Genomic DNA, 24,612 nt, shown 5'->3' with positions numbered 1-24,612 from the left:
GTGCAATTGTCGCATTCAACACTTTGGGTCTAGTTGTGCGGCGGCTCACAGGCCCAAAGTGCTCAGAGGCCCCCGTCCTTGGCGGATCACCTCGGGGTCACCCCCGCCGTCCATGGGTGTGAGGTCCACGACGGTGGTGGGTTCGAGCGGGCAAGCGCCGGCATCAATCACGGCGGCCAGTTCGTGCTCAAAACGGTCGCGAATTTCTTCGGCATCGTTCATCGGGTCGGTCTCGCCGGGGGCGATGAGGGTGGTGGCGAGCAGCGGTGCGCCATGCAGTTCAAGCAAATCGAGCAGGGTTTTGTTCAGCGGCACGCGCAGGCCAATGGTTTTGCGCTGTGGGTGGCTGACGCGGCGGGGCACTTCTTTGGTGGCTTCCAAGATGAAGGTGTAGGCCCCGGGCGTGGCGGCTTTGAGCAAACGGTATTGGCGGTTGTCCACGCGGGCGTAGTTGGCCAGCTCGGACAAATCGCGGCACATCAAGGTGAGGTGATGTTTGTCGTCCACTTGGCGAATGCGACGCATCTGCTCCACCGCCGCTTTGTCGTCCAGGTGGCAGACCAAGGCATAGCTGGAGTCGGTGGGCACGGCCACGATACCGCCGCGCTCCAACAGCTGAACGGCTTGCTTGAGCAAACGGGGTTGGGGGTTGTCGGGGTGAACTTGAAGAAACTGAGCCATGAACGTGTACGCCGAAAAGTAAGCAGGTGTGGTGGCCTCACACCACTAAATTTTTTATTGAACTCGGTCCGCGAGCGCTTCCCACACGGGGGTGAGTTGACCGGGCAACCAAGGCAGGGTGCCTAGGTCAATGCGGCTCTCAAGTGGGCTGTGGAAATCGCTGCCGCGTGAGGCAAAGAAGTCAAACTCTTGGGCCATGTCGGCGTAGGTGACGTACTCCGCGGGCGTGTGGCTGCCGGTCACCACTTCTACGCCTTGGCCGCCGTGGTTTTTGAATTCGGTGAAGAGCGCAAATTCTTCGTTGGGCGTGAAGCCGTAGCGCGCAGGATGAGCGATGACCGCCATGCCCTTGGCTTGCACGATCCACTGCACCGCGTCCTTGAGCGAGGCCCAGCGGTGCGGCACAAAGCCGGGATTGCCTTCGGTCAAGAAGCGACGAAACACCTCGTTGGTGTCTTGGCACACGCCGGTTTCGACGAGAAAGCGCGCGAAGTGGGTGCGTGATACCAACTCTGGGTTACCGGCGTATTTCAGAGCGCCTGTATATGCGCCGTGAATGCCCACTTTGGCTAAGCCATCTGACATTTCTTGGGCGCGCTCACTGCGGCCACCACGTGTGCGCTGCAAGCCGGTTTTCAGTTGTTCGTCATGGGCATCAAAGCCCAGACCGACGATGTGGACGGTCTTGTTGGCGAAGGTGACCGAAATTTCAGTGCCTGTGAGGTACTTCATGCCGTTGGCGTGGGCTGCGGCGAGGGCGCGGTCTTGGCCGCCCACTTCGTCGTGGTCGGTCAAGGCCCACAGCTCGACACCGTTGGCTTTGGCGCGAGCGGCCAATTGCTCAGGTGTGAGCGTGCCATCCGAGACCACGGAGTGGCAGTGCAGGTCGGCGTTGAGGATGGATGAAGTCACGCCTTCATTGTAGGCGTGGCAAGGCAACTCGAGCGTTCGCGCTGGTGGCTGCGGCCAGCGCGTCTAGGGAAATGCCGCGCAGCTCGGCCAGCACTTGGGCGATGCGCGGCAGCTCGGCGGGTTCGTTGCGGCCTTGGGGATGGCCAGCGGCGCGTTGCTCGGCTGTGGCGTACAGCCAATGCGGCGGAATGTCGGGCGCATCGGTCTCCAGCACGATGGCCGAGAGTGGCAGCTCGGTGGCCAAGCGGCGCAGCTGCAAAGCGCGGTCATAGGTGAGTGCGCCGCCAAAGCCGAGCTTGAAGCCTAAGGCGATGAAGGCCTGCGCTTGTTGCAAGCTGCCATTGAACGCATGGGCAATGCCGCCCACCACGGGTGTGTCGCGCAAACCTTTGAGCAACAGGTCGGCACTGCGGCGCACGTGCAAGATGACCGGCAGTTGGTGTTGTTGCGCGAGTTTGAGCTGGGCTGTGTAAAAGCGTTGCTGCTGGGCCAGCGCTTTCGAGTTATTCAGCTCGGGCACAAAACCATCAATGCCAATTTCACCCACGGCAACCAAACGCATGTCATGACGGTGGGTGTGCAGCGCGGCATCAAGTTGTGCCAAATGGACATCGGTGGCTTGCGGTGTGTAGAGCGGGTGAATGCCCAGCGCGTAAGCGTCTTGCTGGGCATGGGCCAGCAAGCGCACGGTGTCAAAGTTAGCGGCTGCAACCGCGGGAATCACACAGGTCGTGACGCCTACGGCGCGTGCACGCAGATGCACCGCAGCGCGGTCAGCGTCAAACTCGGCGGCGTCTAAATGACCATGTGTGTCAATCCACATCGTGTGTGGCGCGACTCAAACGCTGCCTAGCGCGAACACCGAGTTGGGCGCTCTGGTGGTGACCGTGGTTTGTGGTTTTTGAGCGAATACGCCGCGCTTGGGGGAGTTGTTGTTTGGCAAGTCTCTCGCTTTCGAGAGTTGTGCCGCAATCAAACTGTGCAAGCTGATGGACTGCATGTGGTCTTCCATTTTTTGGTTCAGGTGTGACCACAACTCTTCGGTGGACACGTAGCCATTTTGTTGGGCATCTGCAGACACTTGCTCCTTCTCGTCGGGGCTGTTGACCGCATCAATGATGTCGGCCACGCTGATCTGGTTGGCGTCGCGGTTCAAGGTGTAGCCGCCGCCGGGGCCGCGTGTGCTTTCCACCAAACCGTGTTGGCGCATTTTGCTAAAGAGCTGCTCAAGGTAAGAGATCGAGATGTGTTGGCGTTGGCTGATGGCGGCCAACGACACGGGACCTTGGTGCTGACGCATGCCCATGTCAATCATGGCGGTGACGGCAAAACGGCTTTTGGTACTCAAACGCATGGTGTGCTCCTTTCGGGTTTCTTCTGGCTGTTTGCCAGACTGCGGTGAACTTTAAGCAGAAAATCACTTCGTGTAAATTCGTATTTATTCTTTTATTTATTCGAAAAAACCGAAGTTTAATACGGGTTATGAATTTCAAGCATCTTTACTATTTCTGGGTCACTGCACGTGCTGGCGGCATCATGCGCGCAGGTGAGCAGTTACACACCACGCCGCAAACGCTGTCTGGGCAAATCAAATTGTTGGAAGAAAGCTTGGGCCGTCAGCTGTTCCGCAAAAGTGGCCGCCAGCTCGAGCTGACCGAAGACGGGCGCAAGGCGCTGAGCTACGCCGACGATATTTTTGCCTTGGGCTCAGAGCTGCAAGCCGCCATGGCCAACACGAAAGCGGGCGTGCGTACCTTGGAATTTCGGGTGGGCGTGGCCGATTCGGTGGCCAAGTCGGTGGCCTATCGGCTGCTAGAGCCCGCTTTGTCGATTGCTGAGCCTGTGCGTTTGATTGGCAGCGAGGGCAAGTTTCCAGACCTGCTGGCGCAGCTGGCTTTGCATCGACTCGATTTGGTCATAGCTGACGAGCCGCTGTCCAAGCGCATCAGCGTGAAGGCCTTTAACCACGCGCTGGGCACCACGCCCATGAGCTTTTTTTGCACGCCTACTTTGCGCGCCACGTTGAAAGGTAAGTTTCCGCAATGCTTGCACGATGCGCCCATGCTGATTCAGGGCTCATCGTCTTCGGTGCGGCAACAGCTCGATGGCTGGCTGGTGCGCCACAAAATTCAACCGCGCGTGGTGGGCGAGTTTGACGATGGTGCGTTGATGACGGCGTTTGGTCGCGAAGGGCGGGGTGTGTTCATGTCGCCCGGCATCTTGGAAACAGAAACGGTGGCGCAGTACGGTGTGGAAGTGATTGGCCGCAGTGACGAGCTGGTGGAAGAGTTTTTTGCGGTGTCGGTGGAGCGCCGCATTTCGCACCCGTGTGTGGCAGCCATCACGCAAAACGCGCGTGGTCGCTTGTTCAGCGGTTGATGCAACGATTCATTCGAAGAAGGGCCGCTTGGCCAAGCAGTGCCTACTTCTTCACGTGTTTTGCAGCACGCCTGCGTTCAGGTGCAGCTGGCGGTCGCAGCGCGCCGCCAAGGCGTTGTCGTGCGTCACCAACACAAACGCGGTGTTGTGCTCACGGGCCAGTTGCAACATCAAGGCAAACACGTTGTCTGCCGTGTTGCGGTCGAGGTTGCCGGTGGGCTCGTCGGCCAGCACACACGCAGGGCGTGTCACCAAAGCACGGGCAATCGCCACGCGTTGGCGTTCGCCGCCTGACAGCTCGGCCGGGCGGTGGTGCATGCGTGGGCCCAAGCCCACGGCTTCGAGCATGGCCTGCGCTTGCGCGCTGGCAGCGGCACGGTCCATGCGGCGAATCCACAAGGGCATGGCCACGTTGTCGAGCGCGCTGAACTCGGGCAGCAAGTGGTGGAACTGATACACAAAGCCCAAATGCTGGTTGCGCAAATTGCCCAAGGCCGCAGCGCTGAGGCCAGCCAAGGGTTGCCCCATCAGCGACACGCTGCCAGAGCTGGGCTCGTCCAAGCCGCCCAGTACATGCAGCAATGTGCTTTTGCCAGAGCCCGATGAGCCAACGATGGCCAAGGTTTCGCCGGCATTCACCGAGAGGTCAACGTTTTGCAACACCGTCACATCCAGCGGCCCTTCGGTGAAGCGGCGGCTGATGTGGTGGGCGGTGAGAACAGGTGTATTGGTCATAGCAAGCCTCATTCGTAGCGCAAGGCTTGAGCCGGGTTGACGCGGCTGGCGCGCCAACTGGGGTAAATGGTGGCCAAGAAGGCCAACACCAACGAGATGATGGCAATCGGCCAAATGTCGGCGGCTTGCGGGTCGCTGGGCATGCGGCTGATGAGGTAGATGTCACGCGGTAAGAAGCTCGCACCCAACAGGTGTTCAATGGCGGGCACGATGACGTCAATGTTGAATGCCACGCTCAGGCCCAACAGCAAACCACCCAGCGTGCCAAGCACGCCTACCGTGGCGCCTTGCACCACAAAGATGGCCATGATGCTTTTGGGGCTCGCACCCAGTGTGCGCAAAATGGCAATGTCAGCGCGTTTGTCAGTCACGGTCATCACCAGCGTGGTGACCAGGTTGAACGCCGCCACCGCCACGATGAGCGTGAGGATGATGAACATCATGCGTTTTTCGACTTGCACCGCCGCAAACCAAGTGCGGTTTTGGCGTGTCCAATCGCGCACGATGACATCGGGGCCAAGTTGCATCGCCAAGTCATAAGCCACGCTGCGGGCTTGCTGGCTGTCTTTGATTTTCAGGCGCACCCCCGTGGGCGCTTCCAGGCGGAAGATGCGTTGCGCGTCTTCCATGTGCAGCAGCGCGAGCGAGGCGTCGTATTCATAATGGCCCGAATCAAACACGCCCGACACATGCAACTGCTTCAAGCGTGGCATCACACCTGCAGGTGTGACTTGCCCGCCGGGCGCGATGAGGGTAATTTGGTCGCCCACGCGCACACCTATGGACATGGCCAGCTCGCCGCCCAACACCACATTGAAGCTGCCGGGCTGCAAGGTGGCGCGCACCGCGGGGGGGATTTGTAGGGTGAAGTCGCTCACCTGTGTTTCGGGTTCGGGGTCAATGCCGCGCACCATGGCGCCGCGCATGTCTTCGCCACGCGCCATCAACGCTTGTTGTGACACAAAGGGGGCGGCTGCCACGACCTCGGTGTTTTGTTTGGCTTGGGCGATGAGTGCATTCACATCGGCAAAGCCTTCGCCGCCGGGGGCGAGCAGCTCGATGTGCGACACCACGGCCAACATGCGGTCGCGCACTTCCTTTTGAAAACCGTTCATCACGCTCAACACGATGATGAGCGCAGCCACGCCCAACGCAATGCCCAACATGGACACGCCCGAGATGAACGAAATAAAACCGTTGCGACCCGCCACACGGCCCGCGCGTGTGTAACGCCAGCCAATGAGCAGTTCGTAGGGAAGTTTGGAGGAAGTGGTTTGCATGTGGGTTGGATTATCCCGTAGTGAAAAGAATGCCTTTTCAAAGTGTTTGGCGGCATCACGGACAATCAAGGCTATGACTTCTGCGCTGACCTCTGTGCCGTCTGATGATGTGCGCGATACCACCCTGATTCCGTTTTCGCTGTGGACCACCCACGGCCCCGAGGCATCGGTGTTGGCCAAGGCCGAGCTGCCCCATCTGCGCGCGTGGCTAACGCAGGCCCGACGTGTGGATGTGCAAGTCGATCCCGTGCAAGAACCGTTGCTGGCCACTTTGTCGCCCCCGCATGAACGCGCTTGGGCGCAAGCTGTGGGTTGGCGAGCGACGGATGGTGGTTTGCCATGGGCTGCGCGTGCGGCTGTGGCGCAAGGCTTGGTTGCTGATGGCGCAACAGAGGGCTGGGCCTTCATCACCCTGTGCAACTGGCATGTGAGCAACGGCCAAGTCACGCTGGGCGACCCCGCTTATTTGCAAATCGACGAAGCCACAGACAGCGCGCTGTTCAACGCCATGCAAAGTTTTTTTGCCGAAGACGGCATTGCCTTGCACCCCCACAAGCCCGGTCAGTGGCTGGCGCAGTCGCCTTTGTTGGCTGACTTGCTCACCGCCTCGGTAGACCGCGTGATTGGCCGCAACATTGATCCGTGGTTGGTGGGCAGCCATGTGGCCGCTGATGCGTTAAGCCCCGCCGCCAAACTGCTGCGCCGGTTGCAAAACGAAATGCAAATGTTGCTCTACACCCACGCTGTCAACGACGGTCGCAGCCTGACCATTAATTCGTTTTGGGTGCATGGCACGGGCGCTTTGCCTAGTGATGCAACAGCCGGCAACACGGCCGAAGCGAACAAGCCCGCACAGCAAGAGCCCGCCGTCATTCACACCTTGCGCCAAAGCGCGTTGCAACAAGACCTCATCGGCTGGCTAGAAGCGTGGCAACACGTTGATGCCCATGTCATTGCGCCCATGTTGGCGCGCGTGGCTGCAGGCGAGCCGCAGCGATTGGTGTTGTGCGGTGAGCATGAGTTTCATGTGTACGACAGCGCAGCCCCGTCGCTGTGGCAACGCCTGCGCACGCAGTTGGCCCCGACTTCTTTAGACACCGTGTTGGCCGTTGCGCCTTTGAAAGATTAAGCCCATGCAATTCATCCCACGCGACATGCCACCGCGCAGCATTTGGGCGCTGGAGCAAGCGGGCGTGCATCCGCTGTTGGCGCGCCTGTATGCCGCACGCGGCATTCAAGATGCGGCCACGCTCGACGCTTCGCTCGCGCAACTGTTGCCACCCACAGGTTTGAAGGGCATTGAAGCAGCAGCCGTGTTGTTGGCCGATGCCATGGCCGCGAACAAAAAACTTTGCGTGGTTGCCGACTACGACTGCGACGGCGCCACCGCCTGTGCTGTGGCCCTGCGTGGCCTGCGCTTGCTGGGCGCGAAGCACGTGAGCTACATCGTCCCCGACCGTGTGGTGGATGGGTATGGCCTCACGCCCCCCATTGCTGAGCGTGTCAAAGCCAGCGGCGCCGATGTGCTCATCACCGTGGACAACGGCATTGCCAGTGTCGAGGGCGTGGCCACGGCGCGCAAGCTGGGCTTGCAAGTCTTGGTGACCGACCATCATTTACCGGCTGCGGTGTTGCCCGAGGCCGATGCGATGGTCAACCCCAACCAACCCGGTTGCACGTTCGAGAGCAAAGCGCTCGCGGGCGTGGGCGTGATGTTTTATGTGCTGTTGGTTTTGCGTGCGGAGCTGCGCAAGCGCGGTGTGTTCACTGCGGAACAACAGCCCAAGCTCGACATCTTGCTGCCACTGGTGGCGCTGGGCACAGTGGCCGACGTGGTCAAGCTCGACGCCAACAACCGTCGCTTGGTGGCTCAAGGCTTGGTGCGTGTGCGCAAGGGCCAAATGCCTGCGGGCATGACCGCTTTGTTTGCAGCCGCTGGTCGCACCAGCGAGAAATGCACCTCGCAAGATTTTGGTTTTGCAGTGGGGCCGCGCATCAACGCCGCAGGCCGTTTGTCGGACATGACCTTGGGCATTGAATGCTTGACGACGGATGACGTGGGCCGTGCGACCGAACTGGCTACGCAGCTTGATCGCATCAACCGCGAGCGCCGCGAGATTGAAGGCGACATGCGGGAGCAAGCGTTGGAGCTGGCGCAAGAAATGTTTGACCCCGAAGAAGAACCGCCTTCAGCTTTGTGCGTGTTCGACCCCGACTTCCACGAAGGCGTGGTGGGCATCGTGGCCGCCAAGCTCAAAGACTTGCACCACCGCCCCACGTTTGTGTTCGCGCCCAGCCAAGCCGCAGGCAAGGGGCACGAGCTCAAAGGCTCAGGCCGCTCCATTCCCGGTTTTCATTTGCGTGATGCACTCGACCTCGTGGCCAAGCGCCACCCCGGTGTGTTGCTGCGCTTTGGCGGTCACGCCATGGCTGCGGGTTGCACCTTGGAAGAGGACAACCTCGCCACCTTTGAAGAAGCCTTGCAACAAGTCGCGCAAGAGTGGCTCGATGAAGCCACCTTGCAACGCCGCTTAGAAACCGACGGCCCCTTGCTGCCCGAATACCGCCGCCCCGAGCTGGCCGACACCTTGGCCCGCGAAGTGTGGGGCCAAGGCTTTGCGCCGCCCACGTTCAGTGAAGAGATCGAGGTACTCGGCCAGCGCTTGGTGGGCGAAAAACATTTGGCCCTCAAACTGCGCCACCATGGCCAACCTGTGGATGGCATTTGGTTTGGTCGTGTGGACCCCTTACCGCCGCTGGCGCATCTGGCGTTTCGCTTAGAGGCCGATGAATGGCAGGGCAACAAGCGCGTGCGCTTTGTGGTCGAAGGCATGGCTGGATAAAAAAGAAAACAACGCAATGGCAACCAAGAAAAAAATCGAACTTCCTGAAGTCAATTTCTCTGACTACGGCGACACCCGCTACCTGCACCTCGGCACACCGTGGGTGCAAGGCTCGATGAACATCGACAAGCCCTTTGACATCGACTTGGAATACGTGCAACGCATGATGGCGTGGCTCTTGTTTGTGGACATCGACCAAGTGGGCAAGCTGCACGCCATGCAGTTGGGTTTGGGGGCGGCGTCGCTCACCAAGTTTTCATTCAAGCATCTGCGCATGAAAACCACCGCGATTGAACTGAACCCCCAAGTGGTGGCTGCCTGCCGCCTGTGGTTCAAGCTGCCCGCCGACAGCGCCAAGCTGCAAGTGGTGTTGGGCGACGCAGCCGAAGTGGCCAAACACGACCACTGGCGTGGCCAGATCGACGCGCTGCAAGTGGATTTGTACGACCACGAGGCTGCTTCGCCTGTGCTGGACAGCGCCGAGTTTTATGCCGACTGCCGCAGCTTGTTGACCGACGAAGGCTGCATGACCGTCAATCTGTTTGGCCGCAGCTCCAGCTTTGCCCAAAGTGTGGAGAAGATGGCCAAGGCTTTTGGCGAAGATGCGCTGTGGGCTTTCAAGCCCACGCGCGAGGGCAACACGGTGGTGCTGGCGCAACGCACGCCCAGTCATCCCAAGCGTGCCGAATTGATGGCGCGTGCCGAGGCCATTCAAGCGCGCTGGCCCCTGCCTGCGACCAAATGGTTGCGCGTGTTCAAACCGCTGCAAGCCTTGTGAGATAAGGGTTTACCCCTGATTTTTGACCTCGAAAAAGTAGGTGGAACCCACATCGGGTGACCCCTAGGTGCAACTCCATAATTCACTGCATATTTGCTTTTGAATAGAGGAGATGAAATGATCAAAAGTCAAAAAGACTTTTTCTCCGGCCTGATGTTCACATTGGTCGGTGGTGGCTTCGCGTGGGGTGCAACCAACTACACGATTGGCACAGGCGCGCGCATGGGCCCTGGCTACTTCCCCATGCTGTTGGGTATTTTCTTGGCCGTGTTGGGTGCCTTCATCATGTTTTACTCATTGGTCGAGCACACCGAAGACGGCGAGCCGATTGGTAAGTTTGCTTGGCGCCCCATTGTGTTCATCTTGGGTGCCAACGTGGTGTTCGGTATCTTGTTGGCTGGCTTGCCCAGCTTGGGCGTTCCAGCCATGGGCTTGATCGCTGCGATCTACGCCTTGGTCATCATTGCAAGCAAAGCCGGCGAGACGTTTGTGTTGAAAGACGTCCTCATCTTGGCCACCATCTTGTCTGCTGGTAGCTACTTGGCTTTCATCGTGCTGCTGAAATTGCAGATGCCTGTGTGGCCCACCTTCATCACTGGTTGAGCCGGGAGAAATAAAAAATGGATTTGATTGCAAACCTCTCATTGGGTTTTGGTGTGGCGTTCACGCCCATCAACCTCATGTACGCCTTGGTCGGTTGTATCTTGGGCACGCTGATTGGCGTGTTGCCAGGCATTGGCCCTGTGGCCACCATCGCCATGTTGTTGCCTGCCACTTACGCGCTGCCCCCTGTGTCGGCGCTGATCATGTTGGCCGGTATTTATTACGGCGCCCAATACGGTGGCTCCACCACCGCGATTTTGGTGAACTTGCCGGGTGAATCGTCGTCGGTGGTGACCACCATTGACGGTTACCAAATGGCCCGCAAAGGCCGAGCAGGCCCCGCTTTGGCGGCTGCTGGTTTGGGTTCGTTCTTCGCCGGTTCTGTGGGTACCTTGATCTTGGCGGCCTTCGCGCCTCCTTTGACCGAACTCGCTTTTAAGTTCGGCCCTGCCGAATACTTCTCGCTCATGATCTTGGGCTTGGTTGGCGCGGTGGTGTTGGCTTCGGGCTCTTTGCTCAAGGCGATCGCCATGATCGTGTTGGGCCTCTTGATGGGCTTGATCGGTACCGACGTCAACTCTGGTGTGGCACGTTTCAGCTTTGACATCCCTGAACTCACCGACGGTGTGGGCTTTGTGGTGGTGGCGATGGGCGTGTTCGGTTACGGCGAGATCATTTCGAACTTGTCGCAACCCGAAGACGAACGCGAAGTGTTCACGGCCAAGGTGGAAGGTTTGTTCCCCACCAAGGAAGACTTCAAGAACATGTTGCCTGCGGTCATTCGCGGTACAGCGTTGGGTTCGTTGCTCGGCGTGTTGCCTGGTGGCGGTGCTTTGTTGGCTGCGTTTGCTGCATACACCATCGAGAAGAAAACCAAGCTGCGTCCAGGCGAAGTGCCATTCGGTCAAGGCAACATCCGCGGTGTGGCTGCGCCTGAGTCGGCCAACAACGCCGGTGCACAAACCTCCTTCATTCCCTTGCTCACCTTGGGTATTCCACCCAACGCCGTGATGGCTTTGATGGTGGGTGCGATGACCATTCACAACATCCAGCCCGGCCCACAGGTGATGACCAGCAACCCCGAGTTGTTCTGGGGTCTGATTGCCTCCATGTGGATTGGTAACTTGATGCTCGTGATCTTGAACTTGCCTTTGATTGGCATGTGGATCAAGTTGTTGTCTGTGCCTTACCGATTCTTGTTCCCCGCCATCGTGCTGTTCTGCGCGATCGGTGTGTACTCGACCAACAACAACACCTTCGACATCTGGATGGTCGCCGCCTTCGGTTTGGTGGGCTACACCTTTGTGAAGCTCGGTGTGGAACCTGCGCCTTTGTTGCTGGGTTTCATCTTGGGCCCGATGATGGAAGAGAACCTGCGTCGCGCCTTGTTGCTGTCGCGTGGTGACTGGACCGTGTTCGGTACACGTCCTTTGTCTGCGGGTTTGTTGGCTGCTGCTGCGTTGCTCTTGGTGATCGTGCTGTTGCCGTCCATCAAGTCCAAACGCGAAGAAGCCTTCGTGGAAGATTAATTCAGTTAAAACTGTTTCACCTTCAAACGGCACCTTCGGGTGCCGTTTTTCATTAGGTCTTGATTCGGCTTCGCTTATATTGAAGGCTGAAACGAGTTTTCTTGGAAAGACAGCAATGATGGATCACCCCCAACGCCTGGCCCTGCATAACGAAGTGCATGCGCGACCGCCAGAACCCATGCAAGCGCCACAGGTGATTTCGCGTGTGGTCATGTGGGTGGACCGTGCCAGCGCCCAAGCCAGCCGTGACCACTTGGCTCAACTGCTGCACGACCACCATTTGCCCGCGCCCGATGCCCATACCAACCATGTGCGCGTGGACTTGGGCTCGTTTCGCATGCGCTGGGAGCTGCACACCGAGTTTGTCTCGTGGACCTTCATGCGTCCTGTTGGGGCAGATGTGTTTGCGCATGTGGATCCCATGACGGCGATTCAAGCTGTGCCACAAAAATGGTTGGCCCAGCTGCCTGGAGAATGCTTGGCGCGTTTGCATCTGTGGTTGCTGTCGTCTTCGACGATGAATATTCATCAAGACATGCCTAAGGTCCTGCACGATGACACCTTGGTGGCCTCTACCGTGGCCGAAGGTCATGGTGAGGTGTACACCGACTTTCAACTGCACCCCGATGGCTTTTCGCGCATCGTGTTGTTGACGGGCTCGCTCACGCCACGTCGCCAAGGCCGCTTGGTGCAGCAACTGTTGGAGATTGAAACCTACCGAATGGCCGCCTTGCTGGGGGTGCCTGCAGCGCGCGAGGCCTCGCACGTGTTGGCCGACGCTGAGCGTGAATTGGCTGAACTGGCCAATGCCATTCGCCATGCCGAGCGTGCCGATGAAGCGGGCTTGCTGGATCGGCTCACCCGTTTGGCAGGCGAGGTCGAAGGACAGTACGCGGCTACTCACTCACGCTTCTCGGCCACACGGGCTTACTTTGAGTTGGTGGATCGCCGCATCCGTGACATTGCCGAATCGCGCATGCCTGGCATGCAAACCATTGCGGAATTCATGGAGCGTCGTTTATCACCCGCACGCAGCACCTGCGATTGGGCATCACGTCGTCAGAACGCTTTGTCTGAGCGTGTCTCACGCATGAGTAATTTGTTGCGTACCCGTGTGGACTTTGAGCAGCAACAAAGCAGCCAACAGTTGCTCACGACGATGAATCAGCGCCAAGACTTGCAGCTGAAGTTGCAATCGACGGTCGAAGGCTTGTCTGTCGCAGCGATCACCTATTACTTCACCGGCTTGGTGAGTTATCTGGCCAAAGGGGCTGAGAAGCTGGGTTGGCCTTTTTCGTCAGACATCACCGCCGCGTGTGCTTTGCCGTTTGTCGGGTTGGTGGTGTGGTGGTCTATGCGTCGCTTGCACAACAAGGTGTTCAAAGTTTGAGTTTGTGCTGCGCGACGCGTCCGTTATGAAATGCTGCTGTTGATCAGCGCTTGAAGTTGCGCCCAGGTGTGCACGTCGGCGCCTGAGTCAAGCGTTGCGCGCAGGTTGGTGTTGAACGTGGCTTGGTTGGCACTGGCCGTGTTGGTCAATCCCAGGGTGCTGAGTTCCGCGAGTGTGACGGGGTTGGTGGTGCTGATTGCCGCTGCGGTGTTCATGATGTGATCAATGGCGGTGGCATAAGCTTCTAGCTCGCTGACGGTGTCCACGCCGAGTTGGCTCTTGTGCGCTACCACGTCATTCATGAGTGACAAGGCGTTGTCACTGGCCAGTGTTGTGGCACCGAGCGTGCCGCCTTGCAAAACATGTGAGGTGGTGAGCAACATGGTGTACTGCGCAGCCGTCGGGTCGGCATGGGTATTCGATGCACCATTGCTGGCTTCGTCCAAGACGGCTTGAAAGCTGAGCGCGATATCAGGCACGAGTGCGTAGGTGTGCTTGGTTGCTAAGACCGAGTTGACGCCGGTTTTCAAGTTCTCCGTCCACGTGACGCTGGGGCTGGTCGCCAAGGTCAGGCCTGAGTCTTTGTAGTCTTGAAGCGTGGGTGCTGGCGACGTGACCGATTGGTCTTCTGCATAGGTTTGGATCACCGCTTTCGCGACCATGGTTTGGAGTTCCGCCAAACTGTCAACGGCTGAACCGTCGGCACTGTGGGTTGAAGAAATTTGGTTTGCAATTTTCTGCAGATTGTTGGCAGTCACCCCAGTTAGACCCAGGCTGCTTAAGTCTGTAGCCGTCAGTGCAGATGCCGCCGTTGCACCACTGGCAATGTCCATGACTTTGTCAACCAAGATGCTGAGTTGGTTGATTTCTGCTGTTGTGTCCACTAGGGTGCTAGTTTTTCCATCCATTACATCGTTCAACAGATTCAGTGCTGATGCATTTTGTGCACCTGTCCCGATGGCTTTGCCGTTGATGGCACCTCCCGTGTTGGTAGTGCCCGTGGCATCGTAGTGACTCAACAGGCCCAAGCTCGTCAGGTCGGCAACGGTCAATTTGGCTGCGGTCGATGTGTTGGCTTTGATGCCATCTGCTTGCGCCAAGATTTTCGAGTAACTGGCGTCGATGGCTTTGATCGCGGCCAAGCTGTTGATGCTTGAGCCATCGTTGGCACTGGCCTCCATCGCGTTCATCAACATGCTGTTGGGGATGGTGACGGTGAGTCCCATGGTTTGAAAATCTGCTGCGGTGAGTGTGGTGGCGGTCGTTCCAGTGTTGCCTGCCGCGATGAGGATGATTTTTTCGGCCATCGCCGACAACGCGCTCAGTTTGGCGACTGTGATGATGTCCGCCACCAACCGATTTTTCACAATGTCGTTGAGCAAACTGAGGTAGTTGGGTTTTTGTGCATCCGTCAGGGTGTTGAGCGGCTGCACACCAAGTGCTGCGTAGTCGCTGAGCAATGGGTCAGCAGTGGGTGTGGCATCGGTGTTGGTGCCATTGGCTTCTGCCAATATTTTGAGATAGGCGGTGACCACCTCCGACACTTTGGCGTTGCTGTCGGCTTTGACGCTGGCGATGGCGTTGTTGATGGCGCTGAGGTTGCCGCTCGTGACGTCTTTGAAGCCGGCTTCGGTGTAGTCGTTGACTGTGGGTGTAGCGGTGGTCCCCGTTGTCCCATAGCTGGTGATTTTGGCCAAGGCGGTTGCATTGGTATCAGGCGCAGCGGCTGTGTCTGATTTTGAAGATGACTTGGCGGCGATCAATGCAGCAGCCCCCGCACCCGCCAAAACCCAAGGCGACAGAAAACTTGTGGTCTCCGCGCCGCTTGCCACCAAGCTGGTGATGCCAGTCTCTGCGCCAAATAAACTGGATGTAAAGAGGCCGTTGCTTTGCGCATCAAAGAAGCTCAAGCCACCCGATCTCAGGGTGGTGGCAAAGGCTGTGTTTTGTTCAAACGCTGCATAGTTCTCGATGATGATTTCAGGTGCATTGATGTCGCCATCTTCAGCGGCCACATGCAAATCTTTACCGACTTTTTTGGTGATGATTTTTTTGATGGGACTTGCGCCGTCTTGTGACTGAAAGGTATACGTCACATCTGGCTCGGCTTGCAGCACCGTTGCTGCCATACCTTTGCGTGTGCCATTGCTGATCTGTTTACGCAGAATCACTTGACCGTGCTTGATAACTTTGAAGGTGTAAACGTTTGACATGGTGATGCTGCTTTTAGGCTTAATTGGGTGAGTAACAAGAAAAACGGTTTGACACGTAAATCGTCAAATCATCTAAATTAAGTTAATTCTATAGTGTTAATTTATTGTATTTATGAACCCCAAATAATGACTCAGTTTTGAATTCTTTATGGTTCAATCAATTCATCATTCCGAGCCTTTTAAAACCGTATGCAGTTCAACTACAGCAACCCCTACACCTCGACGCGCTTACCTGTTTTTGCACGCAATGTGGTGTCCACCTCGCACCCGCTTGCAGCGCAAGCGGGCTTGCGCATGCTGTGGCAAGGCGGCAATGCCGTGGACGCAGCCATTGCGGCTGCAGCGGCTATCACACTGACGGAGCCCGTGAGTTGTGGCTTGGGCTCAGACGCGTTTTGCATCTTGTGGGATGGCAAAGAACTCCATGGGCTGAACGCCTCGGGCCACGCACCGCAAACCTGGACGCCCGAGTACTTCAAACGCAAATACGGTGACGACGCCAAGACGCCGCCCAAGCGCGGCATAGATTCGGTCACCGTACCCGGTGCGGTGGCCTCGTGGGTGGCGATGAGTGAGCGGTTTGGCAAGTTGCCGTTTGAAAACTTGTTGCAGCCCGCCATTGAAATTGCGGAGCGCGGTTATTTGTTGCCCGTGGTGGTGCAACAAAAGTGGGCCGCTGCCACACCAGAGTTACAAAACCAGCCCGGTTTTGCCCAAAACTTTTTGCCATGGGGTCGCGCACCCAATGTGGGGGAATTGTTCACGTTCCCTGCCGCAGCCAAGGGCTTGCGTGCCATTGCAAAAAGCAAAGGCCAAGCGTTTTATGGTGGTGAGATTGCGCACGCGATTGAACAGTTCTCTACCAAACACGGTGGCAGCATCACTGCCCGCGACTTTGCCAACTACAAAGCCGAATGGGTCACACCGATTGCGCAAAACTACCGTGGCTATACGCTGCACGAAATTCCACCCAACGGGCAAGGCATCGCGGCACTTATCGCTTTGGGCATTCTGGAGAACTTTGACATCGCCAGCTTGCAGGTCGATGGCGTGGATTCACAACATTTGCAAATCGAAGCCATGAAGTTGGCATTTGCCGATGTGTACCGCTACGTCGCTGAGCCCAGCGCGATGGAAGTCACGCCAGCGCAAATGCTGGACCCGTCTTATCTCAAGAGCCGCGCTCGATTGATCGATATGAACCGTGCCCAAGACTTTGGTGCAGGCAACCCAGTGAAGGGCGGCACAATTTATCTCAGCACGGCGGATGAAAACGGCATGATGGTCAGCTTCATCCAAAGCAATTACATGGGCTTTGGCTCGGGCTGTGTCGAACCCAACTTTGGCATCAGCTTGCAAAACCGTGGCCACGGTTTCAGCTTGAACGCGCAGGGTTTGAACCCCGCCAATTTGGTAGCACCTGGCAAGCGCCCCTTCCACACCATCATCCCAGCCTTCCTCAGCAAAGACGGTCAGCCCGTGATGAGCTACGGCGTGATGGGCGCCAACATGCAGCCGCAAGGCCACATGCAAACACTGGTGCGCATGCTGGATTACCAACAAAACCCGCAAGCTGCCTGCGATGCCCCGCGTTGGCGTTACAACGCGGGCTTGGAGATCAACGTCGAGGCGTCGCTCAACCACGACACGGCCCAGGGCTTGCAGGCGCGTGGCCACCAAGTGGGGGTCATCAACGACAGCTACCAAGACTTTGGCGCGGGTCAATTCATCTGGCGTGCAGGTAATCCCAAGGTCGAAGGCTATGTGGTCGCTAGCGATGCGCGGCGCGATGGTTTAGCCGCAGGCTTTTAAAGCGTGGATGCGCAAAACAACGTGCGTTTGAAACGCGTCGGTGTGCTGGCGGTGGTGTTGGCCTTGTTGGCAGCATGCGCTGTGCCGCCTGGTGGATTGACATCGCCCACCACGGTCAGCGGTGCACCGCTGCAACCCGAAATCGCCACAGGCTTCACACGCAAAGCCGATGTGGTGACGCAAACATTTGCGGTGGCTGCGGCCAACCCCTTGGCCACACAAGCAGGTTTTGAGATGTTGAAGGCGGGCGGCTCGGCTGTGGATGCAGCGATCGCCGTGCAAATGGTGCTGGGTTTGGTAGAGCCTCAGTCGAGTGGCATTGGCGGCGGTGCTTTTTTGTTACACAGCACGGCCACCCAAGGGGGGCGCGCAAAGGTGCAAGCGTTCGATGGCCGCGAAACAGCACCTGCAGCTGCCACTGAAGACATGTTGCTCCATGCCGATGGCAAGCCGCTTGTCTTCCACGATGCTGTGGTGGGCGGTCGTTCGGTGGGCACACCCGGCGTGTTGCGCATGTTGGCGCAAGCGCATGCGCAACACGGCAAACTGCCATGGACCAAGTTGTTTGAGCCTGCCATTGCATTGGCAACCCAAGGCTTTGCCATCAGCCCTCGTTTGCACGCGCAGCTCAAGGCAGATGCGTATTTGCGTTTAGACGCATCAGCACGCGCTTACTTTTACCAAGCCAATGGCGAGCCGCACGCGATCGGCCATGTGTTGCGCAACCCAGAGTTAGCCGCTGTGTTGCAACGCATCGCCAACGAGGGCGTGCAAGCGTTTTACAGCGGCGAGGTGGCCGAGGCCGTGGTGCGCAAAGTGCAGCAACACCCCAGCAATCCAGGACGTTTGGCATTGAGCGACTTGGCCAACTACCAAGCCAAAGAGCGCACGCCTGTGTGTTTTGACCATGGCGCCGCGAGCCGTGTGTATCGCGTGTGTGGCTTTCCACCGCCCAGCTCAGGCGCGATTGCCATCGGCCAAATACTGGGCATGTTGCAGCACACGCCCGCGTCATTGATGTCGTCACCGACAGAGGTGGTGGATGGCACACCCGACCCACGGTGGTTGCATCTGTACACCGAGGCTTCGCGTTTGGCCTTTGCCGACCGTGCCTTGTATGTGGCCGATCCTGACTTTGCACCGGCACCCAGCGGCGAATGGCAAAGCTTGTTGGCCCCTGCGTATTTGCGTGAGCGTGCCAAACTTATTCGCCCCACGGCCATGCCGCAGGCCTTGCCCGGTGTGCCTGTGCATGCGCAGCGCAGCAGCTTTGCGCCCATGGCTGAACAGCCGGAGTACGGCACCTCGCACATCAGCATCGTGGACGGGCAGGGCAATGCACTGGCTATGACCACCACCATTGAAGACGCATTTGGTTCGCGCCAAATGGTCAAAGGTTTTTTGCTCAACAACGAGTTGACCGATTTCAGTTTTGCCCCGCGCGATGCACAGGGTCGCCTCGTGGTCAACCGCGTGCAGCCCAACAAGCGCCCACGTTCGTCGATGTCACCCACCTTGGTGTTTGACAAGGCCACGGGCCAGTTGGTGATGAGCGTGGGCAGCCCCGGCGGCGCGATGATCATTCACTTCACCGCCAAAACTTTGGTGGGTGTGTTGAACTGGGGCTTGAGCCCGCAGCAAGCCATCGCACTTCCCAACTTTGGCAGCGTGGGCGGCCCACTCGTGTTGGAAGGCGGGCGCTTTGCGCCTGCTACCCTTGCGGCCTTGCGCGAGCGCGGCCACGAGGTGCGCGAACTTGCATTGACGAGCGGCTTGCAAGCCGTGGTCAAACAAAATAGAAATGAAAAATTCGTGTGGGTGAGCGGCGCTGATCCACGACGTGAAGGCGAGGTGATGGGTGAATAAATTGATTCGTGTTGGATTGGCTTTGGTGATCGTCGCGCTGTCGGCGTTCTTTTCGTACAAAGCGCCGCACAGTTCATCGAACACGACGTCGCATGAAAAAGCCAAGTCGGTGGCGGTGGTGCAAGAGTCTGCACCTCAAGCCACACGCACCGCCGAAGCTGCGCTGCCCGCCAGCAATTCACCCATTGATTTCAAACACATCATCGGTGCCGACTACAAGCGCCACACCGGCGAGCCTACAGGCGGACACACCTTGCTCAACGGCGATGTGCGTGTGATGGAAGGCACAGCATCCGCACCAGATGCCACCGGCGTGTACCGCGCGCAAGTGCAAATGATGGACCCCAATCACCCAGGCCAGTGGCTCACCAAAACCGACCGCAATGGCAACCCCATGCCCAACACCATGTTTCCCAAAGACTGGACGGCAGCGCAAGTGGTGAGCGAGGTGAACGCCGCCTGGTTCAGCCCGACCAAAACCATTCGCGGTGACAAGTGGAGCGCACTCACGCCCAGCGGTGTGCGCGTGGAAGGCTACTTAGAGCCGCGCGTCACCGCGTATCCCGTGTACAGCAAACGCCGCTGATTCATGTCACTTCGTTGTTTCATCCAAACACAAGCGCCTATCCCCGGCAGCGGGGCGCAGCCTGTGCGTTATCCCGCGTGCGAATGGGTGGATGACGATGGCGCAGCAGACCCACAGCATCCGCTGAATCGTTTTGTGTGCAGCTGGCTGACCAGCGACGTGAACACCGTCGAACGTTGCCAAGAGGTGTTGGATGCCATCGCACAAATTGAGGCAGGCCAGCGAACGCCATGGTTTGCAGATGGCGATGCGTTTGGCGTGGACTTTTCTGCAAGCGGTGTGCAGTTCAACCAAAGCAATGTGGGGCCAGAAGACACCGCTTGGTGGAACCCGTCTGAGGGGCGTTTCAAGCTGGCCGATGTGAACGCGCTGCTTGGGTTGTGGCGAGACTTCTTAGGGCAAGCCGCTTCGCCTTGACTGACGCTCACAGCGTGGCGGTGTCGTCCAAGCCTTCTTTGTATTTGTTTGTGTCGCGCATCAACGCGTAGCGCGTCATACGCTGGCCTTGCACCAAACGAATCACACGTTTGAGGGGAATGCCGATGTGTGCCAAAGTTTGGCTGGCGAGCATCAAGCTGCCTTCAATCACTTCGGGCACCACTTCGGCAGCACCTGCGGCGCGCAGGTCTTCTAAGTGTTCGTCGTCGTGGGTGCGCACAATCACGGGCACGTTGGGCGCGTGCTCTTTGACCCACGCCAACACCTTCAGTGCAGAGGGCAAGTCGGGGTAGGTCACGGCCACGGCGGCGGCGCGCACCAAACCCGCCGACATGAGACTCGAGAAACGAGTGGCATCGCCCAGCTCGACATGGTGGTCATGGTCGCGGCCCATTTGTACTCGGTCGGGGTCGGAGTCGAGGGCGACATACGGAATGTTTTCAAGCTTGAGCAAATCGACCAAGTTGTGGCCGCTGCGCCCGTAGCCGCACACGATGACGTGGTTTTCAATTTTGAGGGTGCGCTGGGCCATGCCGGTGAGGGCCAGCGATTGCAGCAACCAATCGGTGCTGATGAATCGGTTGACGATGCGGTCTGCATTCATCACCAAGAAGGGCGTGGCAATCATTGATAACACCATGGACGCCAAGATGGGGCTCATCCAAGCCGCAGGGATGAGCGAGTTTTGCAAGCCCAGTGACAACAGCACAAAACCGAATTCACCCGCTTGTGCGAGGTACAAACTGGTGCGCAGGCTCACACCGGCAGGCGCGCCGGTGATGCGCGCCAAGACAAACACCAAGCCCGCTTTGAAGAACACAGGAATGAACGACAGCAGCAGCACCCAGCCCCAGCTGTCGATCAACACTTCCCAATCCAGCTTCATGCCGATGGTGATAAAGAACAAACCTAGCAGCACATCGTGGAAGGGGCGAATGTCTTCTTCCACCTTGTGTTTGAAATTGGTTTCGGCAATCAACATGCCGGCCAAGAAAGCACCCATGGCCAACGACAAACCTGCGAGTTCGGTGAGCCAGGCCAAGCCCAAGGTCATGAACAACAGGTTGAGCATGAACAGTTCATCGCTCTTGCGACGTGCCACCAAATGCAGCCAACTGCGCATCACGCGCTGACCGCCCCACAGCAACAAGCCCACCAGCGCGGTTGCCTTGAGCATGGCGATGGCCAGCACTTTCCAAATGTTGTGCTCGCCCATATCCGCCAACGCGGGGATGAGCACCAGCAGCGGCACCACGGCCAAATCTTGGAACAGCAACACGCCCATCACGCGTTGGCCGTGGGGTGACTCCAGCTCCACACGGTCCGCCATGAGCTTGACCACGATGGCCGTGCTCGACATGGCCAAGGCACTGCCCAAAGCCAAAGCCGCTTGCCAGCTCAAGCGCCAGAGGTAGCCCAGCTCTTTGAGCGCAAAGCCGACGGCGAGGTTGAACAGCAATGCGCCCACAAGCGTGAACAGCACTTGCCCCAAGCCCAACCCAAACACCAGCTTGCGCATGCGCATGAGTTTGGGTAAATTGAATTCAAGGCCGATGACGAACATCAAAAACACCACGCCAAATTCGGCCAGGTGTTCAATCGCTGCGGAGTCTTTGGCCAAGGCCAGCGCGTTGGGACCAATCACCACGCCTGCAAACAAATAGCCCAACATGGCGGGCAGTTGCAGCAGTCGACACGCCACCACGCTGACCACGGCAGCGCACAAATACAGCAGGGTGAGTTCGAGGGATGACATACCCCCCAATGGTACCGAGCGTTTGTGACACGCCCGCGCCTAAGGCTCACATAAACTCAAGACTTACTGGTTATTTTCACGAATGAATTCTGTCCAACGTCCTGCTTTGTCGGGGCTTCTTTTAGCGGCTGCGGGTGCCATTGCGTTCAGCGGCAAGGCCATCATCGTCAAGCTGTCTTATGTGTATGGCGTGGATGCCGTCACCGTCATCATGTACCGCATGTTGTTTGCGCTGCCGTTTTTCATTGCCATGGGCTTGTGGGCTGAGCGTCAAGCCATCGCGCGTGCGAACCCGCTGACACGCCGTGATGTGTTGAACATCATGGGGCTTGGTTTTGTGGGCTACTACCTGTCAAGCTACCTCGACTTTTTAGGCTTGCAATACATCACGGCCAGCTTAGAGCGGCTGATTCTGTACCTCAACCCCACGCTGGTGGTGGTGCTGGGTTGGGCGCTCTACAAGAAACCCATTCAACCGATTCGCATGTTGGCGATGGGGGTGAGCTACAGCGGGGTGTTGCTGGTGTTCGCGCATGAGCTCACGCTGTCAGGTGCCGACGTGGCCTTGGGCAGCGGATTGATTTTTGCGAGCGCTGTGACCTACGCCTTGTATTTGATTTTCAGCGGCCAGATGGTGAACCGCATTGGCTCTTTGCGATTGGTGGGGTGGGCCACCAGTGTGGCGTGCGTGTGCTGCATTGCACAGTTTGTGTTGCTACGCCCACTGTCGGCGGCCCATGTTCCCGTAGACGTGTTGTGGCTGGCCTTGCTCAATGCCTTGGCGTGCACGGTGGCACCTGTCCTCATGGTGATGATGGCCATTGAGCGCATCGGTGCTGCTTTGACCGCACAAACGGGCATGATTGGCCCCATGGCCACCATCGCGATGGGCGTGTGGGTCTTGAATGAGCCGTTGAACATGTGGATTGGGGTGGGTACCCTGCTGGTGTTGAGTGGCGTGTTTATTGTTTCTAAGTACGGAGCGAAGTGATGGATTTAGGTCTCAAAGGTAAATGGGCATTGGTGGGTGGCGCAAGCAAGGGCTTGGGTTTTGGCTGTGCGCAGTCACTCGCACGCGAAGGCGTCAACGTGGTCATCGTGGCGCGTGGTGCTGAGGCGCTAGACGCTGCGGCCGCCGAGCTGCGCAAGCTGGGCACCACCATCCTCGCGGTGGCGGTGGACATCACCACCGCGCAAGGTCGCGAAGCCATTTGGTCGGTGGCCGGTGGCCCCGGCAAGAACTTTGACATCGTGGTGACCAATGCCGGCGGTCCGCCACCCGGCGACTTTCGCAACTGGGAACGCGACGATTGGATCAAGGCTGTTGACGCCAACATGCTCACGCCGATTGAACTCATCAAAGCCACCGTGGATGGCATGGCCGAGCGCGGCTTTGGCCGCATCATCAACATCACCTCTAGCGCCGTGAAAGCGCCCATCGACATCTTGGGCTTGTCCAATGGCGCACGTTCAGGATTGACGGGTTTTGTGGCGGGCGTGGCACGCACGCAAAAACTGGCAGCCAACAATGTGACCATCAACAACTTGCTGCCCGGTGCGTACGACACCGATCGACTAAAAGGCACGATGAAAGGCGCGGCAGACAAAACTGGCCAGCCCATCGAGGCGATTGCCGAAGCGCGCAAAAAAACCATTCCTGCGCAACGCTTTGGTAACCCGCAAGAGTTTGGCGACACCTGCGCGTTTTTGTGCTCAGCGCAAGCGGGCTACATGACGGGTCAAAACATCTTGACCGATGGCGGGGCTTACGCAGGTACTTTCTAAGTTACTTGCGTGACGACACCACAATGCCGCCAATGATGAGCGCAAACGCCGCAGCGTGATACACCTGCGGCATTTCGCCCAGCACCAAGGCTGACAAGGTGGCGGTGAACACGGGAATGAGGTTGACAAAAAAGCCAGCAATGTTCGGCCCCACCCGCTGAACGCCCAACCCCCAGCAGCGGTAAGCCAAGAGCGACGGGCCTACCGCCACATACACCAGCGCGGCCACCAAGGGCCAGCCCAAGCTGATGTGTCTATCACTCAAGCCTGTGAAGCCCGACCACTCGGCTCCGCTGAATGCGGCTGACCAAAATAGACCAAACACCATCTGCGACATCAGAAAATTGGCCCAGTTGCTGCGCGCCTCCGTGGGCTCTTGTGTGCGGGCCAGCAGCCAGCTGTACCAAGACCAACACGCGGTGGCAATCAACACAAACACATCGCCCACGACCAGATGCACATTGGCCAGCGCTTGCCAGTCGCCACGGCACAGCACCACCAACACGCCCAAGATAGACAGCAACGCGCCCGCCATTTGGCGCTTGCGCACGGTCTGTTTGAAGAACAGTGCCCCCACCAGCAGCATGAACACGGGCATGCTCGACCCCACCAAGGTCACGTTGATGGGCGTGGAGGTTTGTAGCGCCAAATAGAGCAAGCTGTTGTAGCAGCCCACGCCCAACAGACCCAGCACGGCATAGTGCTTCCAGTGCGCCCACAAGGGGCTGGTGCGGCGCAACATGCGGTGCGCCAGTGGCAGCAGCAGCACAAAGGCCAAGGCCCAGCGAATGAAGTTCAGAGTGAGTGGTGGGATCAGGTCCGCAATCATGCGTCCCACCACGGCGTTGCCCGCCCACAGCAGGGGCGGTATCAATAAAAGCGCCGCATTGCGCGGCGTCAGGGTGTGAGGAACAGCAGACATAAGGGCGAGACTTTACCTGAGGGCTTGAATAACCCAGGCGACACCCGAGCCACCAGTTTCATGGCAGGATTCAGCGTCTTAAAAAATTCACCCACATCTGGAGC

At 58.2% G+C, this 24,612-nt stretch carries 22 protein-coding genes; 13 read left to right on the top strand and 9 right to left on the bottom strand.

The genetic code is table 11. The features are described from left to right. Positions 1–45 precede the first annotated feature (45 nt). The 4 genes from QMG15_RS10605 to QMG15_RS10590 are packed head-to-tail and all read right to left on the bottom strand — an operon-like array spanning position 46 to position 2,947. Positions 46–681 carry an L-threonylcarbamoyladenylate synthase gene (locus QMG15_RS10605; protein WP_108401809.1) on the bottom strand — a complete coding sequence of 212 codons (636 nt, stop codon included), beginning with the start codon at positions 679–681 and terminating at the stop codon, positions 46–48. 54 nt (positions 682–735) lie between these two features. Then, positions 736–1,593: a 3',5'-nucleoside bisphosphate phosphatase gene (locus QMG15_RS10600; RefSeq protein ID WP_281788583.1), complete on the bottom strand. Its 858-nt coding sequence runs from the start codon at positions 1,591–1,593 to the stop codon at positions 736–738. Between the two features lie 4 nt (positions 1,594–1,597). Beyond that, entirely contained in the window at positions 1,598–2,416 is an 819-nt protein-coding gene (locus QMG15_RS10595) for a TatD family hydrolase (RefSeq protein WP_281788582.1), read from the bottom strand. A gap of 15 nt (positions 2,417–2,431) precedes the next feature. Next, positions 2,432–2,947, bottom strand: coding sequence for an Rrf2 family transcriptional regulator (locus QMG15_RS10590; RefSeq protein WP_281788581.1), 516 nt, complete (start codon positions 2,945–2,947; stop codon positions 2,432–2,434). Positions 2,948–3,075: 128 nt separating this feature from the next. Here QMG15_RS10590 and nhaR point away from each other — a divergent pair, with 128 nt between their 5' ends. Further along, entirely contained in the window at positions 3,076–3,972 is an 897-nt protein-coding gene (gene nhaR, locus QMG15_RS10585) for a transcriptional activator NhaR (RefSeq protein ID WP_281788580.1), read from the top strand. A 51-nt stretch (positions 3,973–4,023) separates the two neighbouring features. Here nhaR and lolD read toward each other — a convergent pair whose 3' ends face one another. Next, positions 4,024–4,707, bottom strand: a complete 684-nt coding sequence (lolD, locus tag QMG15_RS10580; RefSeq protein WP_281788579.1) for a lipoprotein-releasing ABC transporter ATP-binding protein LolD — start codon at positions 4,705–4,707, stop codon at positions 4,024–4,026. An 8-nt stretch (positions 4,708–4,715) separates the two neighbouring features. After that, positions 4,716–5,987, bottom strand: a complete 1,272-nt coding sequence (locus QMG15_RS10575; protein WP_281788578.1) for a lipoprotein-releasing ABC transporter permease subunit — start codon at positions 5,985–5,987, stop codon at positions 4,716–4,718. A gap of 73 nt (positions 5,988–6,060) precedes the next feature. On the opposite strand from QMG15_RS10575, the gene QMG15_RS10570 reads away from it, so the two are divergent. From QMG15_RS10570 to QMG15_RS10545, 6 genes are all read left to right on the top strand, one after another. Continuing rightward, entirely contained in the window at positions 6,061–7,116 is a 1,056-nt protein-coding gene (locus tag QMG15_RS10570) for a phosphoglycerate mutase (protein WP_281788577.1), read from the top strand. A 4-nt stretch (positions 7,117–7,120) separates the two neighbouring features. Beyond that, positions 7,121–8,830 carry a single-stranded-DNA-specific exonuclease RecJ gene (recJ, locus tag QMG15_RS10565; protein WP_281788576.1) on the top strand — a complete coding sequence of 570 codons (1,710 nt, stop codon included), beginning with the start codon at positions 7,121–7,123 and terminating at the stop codon, positions 8,828–8,830. A gap of 16 nt (positions 8,831–8,846) precedes the next feature. Next, positions 8,847–9,608 (top strand): spermidine synthase, encoded by a 762-nt coding sequence (locus QMG15_RS10560; protein WP_281788575.1) that lies wholly within the window; start codon positions 8,847–8,849, stop codon positions 9,606–9,608. Between the two features lie 117 nt (positions 9,609–9,725). Next, on the top strand, positions 9,726–10,211 hold the full coding sequence (locus tag QMG15_RS10555) for a tripartite tricarboxylate transporter TctB family protein (RefSeq protein ID WP_108358152.1): 486 nt from the start codon (positions 9,726–9,728) through the stop codon (positions 10,209–10,211). 17 nt (positions 10,212–10,228) lie between these two features. Beyond that, a complete protein-coding gene (locus QMG15_RS10550; RefSeq protein WP_108358151.1) occupies positions 10,229–11,740 on the top strand; it encodes a tripartite tricarboxylate transporter permease in 1,512 nt (503 codons plus the stop codon). Positions 11,741–11,855: 115 nt separating this feature from the next. After that, positions 11,856–13,130, top strand: coding sequence for a DUF3422 domain-containing protein (locus QMG15_RS10545; RefSeq protein ID WP_281788574.1), 1,275 nt, complete (start codon positions 11,856–11,858; stop codon positions 13,128–13,130). 23 nt (positions 13,131–13,153) lie between these two features. On the opposite strand, the gene QMG15_RS10540 is transcribed toward QMG15_RS10545, so the two are convergent. Continuing rightward, positions 13,154–15,343: a hypothetical protein gene (locus QMG15_RS10540; protein ID WP_281788573.1), complete on the bottom strand. Its 2,190-nt coding sequence runs from the start codon at positions 15,341–15,343 to the stop codon at positions 13,154–13,156. 189 nt (positions 15,344–15,532) lie between these two features. On the opposite strand from QMG15_RS10540, the gene QMG15_RS10535 reads away from it, so the two are divergent. The 4 genes from QMG15_RS10535 to QMG15_RS10520 all read left to right on the top strand — a co-directional run bounded on the left by QMG15_RS10535 (position 15,533) and on the right by QMG15_RS10520 (position 20,024). Further along, on the top strand, positions 15,533–17,155 hold the full coding sequence (locus tag QMG15_RS10535) for a gamma-glutamyltransferase family protein (RefSeq protein ID WP_281788572.1): 1,623 nt from the start codon (positions 15,533–15,535) through the stop codon (positions 17,153–17,155). 81 nt (positions 17,156–17,236) lie between these two features. Next, positions 17,237–19,021 (top strand): gamma-glutamyltransferase family protein, encoded by a 1,785-nt coding sequence (locus tag QMG15_RS10530; RefSeq protein WP_281790123.1) that lies wholly within the window; start codon positions 17,237–17,239, stop codon positions 19,019–19,021. Further along, positions 19,014–19,607, top strand: coding sequence for an EndoU domain-containing protein (locus QMG15_RS10525; protein WP_281788571.1), 594 nt, complete (start codon positions 19,014–19,016; stop codon positions 19,605–19,607). Before QMG15_RS10530 ends, QMG15_RS10525 begins: the two co-directional genes overlap by 8 nt. Before the next feature lie 3 nt (positions 19,608–19,610). Further along, complete coding sequence (locus QMG15_RS10520) at positions 19,611–20,024, top strand: hypothetical protein (protein ID WP_281788570.1); 414 nt, start codon at positions 19,611–19,613, stop codon at positions 20,022–20,024. A gap of 7 nt (positions 20,025–20,031) precedes the next feature. Here QMG15_RS10520 and QMG15_RS10515 read toward each other — a convergent pair whose 3' ends face one another. Next, positions 20,032–21,801: a cation:proton antiporter gene (locus tag QMG15_RS10515; protein ID WP_281788569.1), complete on the bottom strand. Its 1,770-nt coding sequence runs from the start codon at positions 21,799–21,801 to the stop codon at positions 20,032–20,034. Between the two features lie 82 nt (positions 21,802–21,883). Between QMG15_RS10515 and QMG15_RS10510 the strand changes: the two genes are divergently transcribed. Together QMG15_RS10510 and QMG15_RS10505 are read left to right on the top strand one after the other, a co-directional pair. Then, positions 21,884–22,792 (top strand): DMT family transporter, encoded by a 909-nt coding sequence (locus QMG15_RS10510; protein ID WP_281788568.1) that lies wholly within the window; start codon positions 21,884–21,886, stop codon positions 22,790–22,792. Continuing rightward, positions 22,792–23,586: an SDR family oxidoreductase gene (locus QMG15_RS10505; RefSeq protein WP_281788567.1), complete on the top strand. Its 795-nt coding sequence runs from the start codon at positions 22,792–22,794 to the stop codon at positions 23,584–23,586. The genes QMG15_RS10510 and QMG15_RS10505 overlap by 1 nt, the downstream gene beginning before the upstream one ends. Before the next feature lies 1 nt (position 23,587). On the opposite strand, the gene QMG15_RS10500 is transcribed toward QMG15_RS10505, so the two are convergent. Then, a complete protein-coding gene (locus tag QMG15_RS10500; protein WP_281788566.1) occupies positions 23,588–24,508 on the bottom strand; it encodes a DMT family transporter in 921 nt (306 codons plus the stop codon). Positions 24,509–24,612 lie beyond the last annotated feature (104 nt).

Origin of the sequence: Limnohabitans sp. INBF002, from assembly GCF_027924905.1 — a bacterium.
GTDB lineage: Bacteria > Pseudomonadota > Gammaproteobacteria > Burkholderiales > Burkholderiaceae_C > Limnohabitans.
The sequence above is the reverse complement of the archived record's forward strand: the minus strand, read 5'-3'. Positions and strand labels throughout refer to the sequence as shown.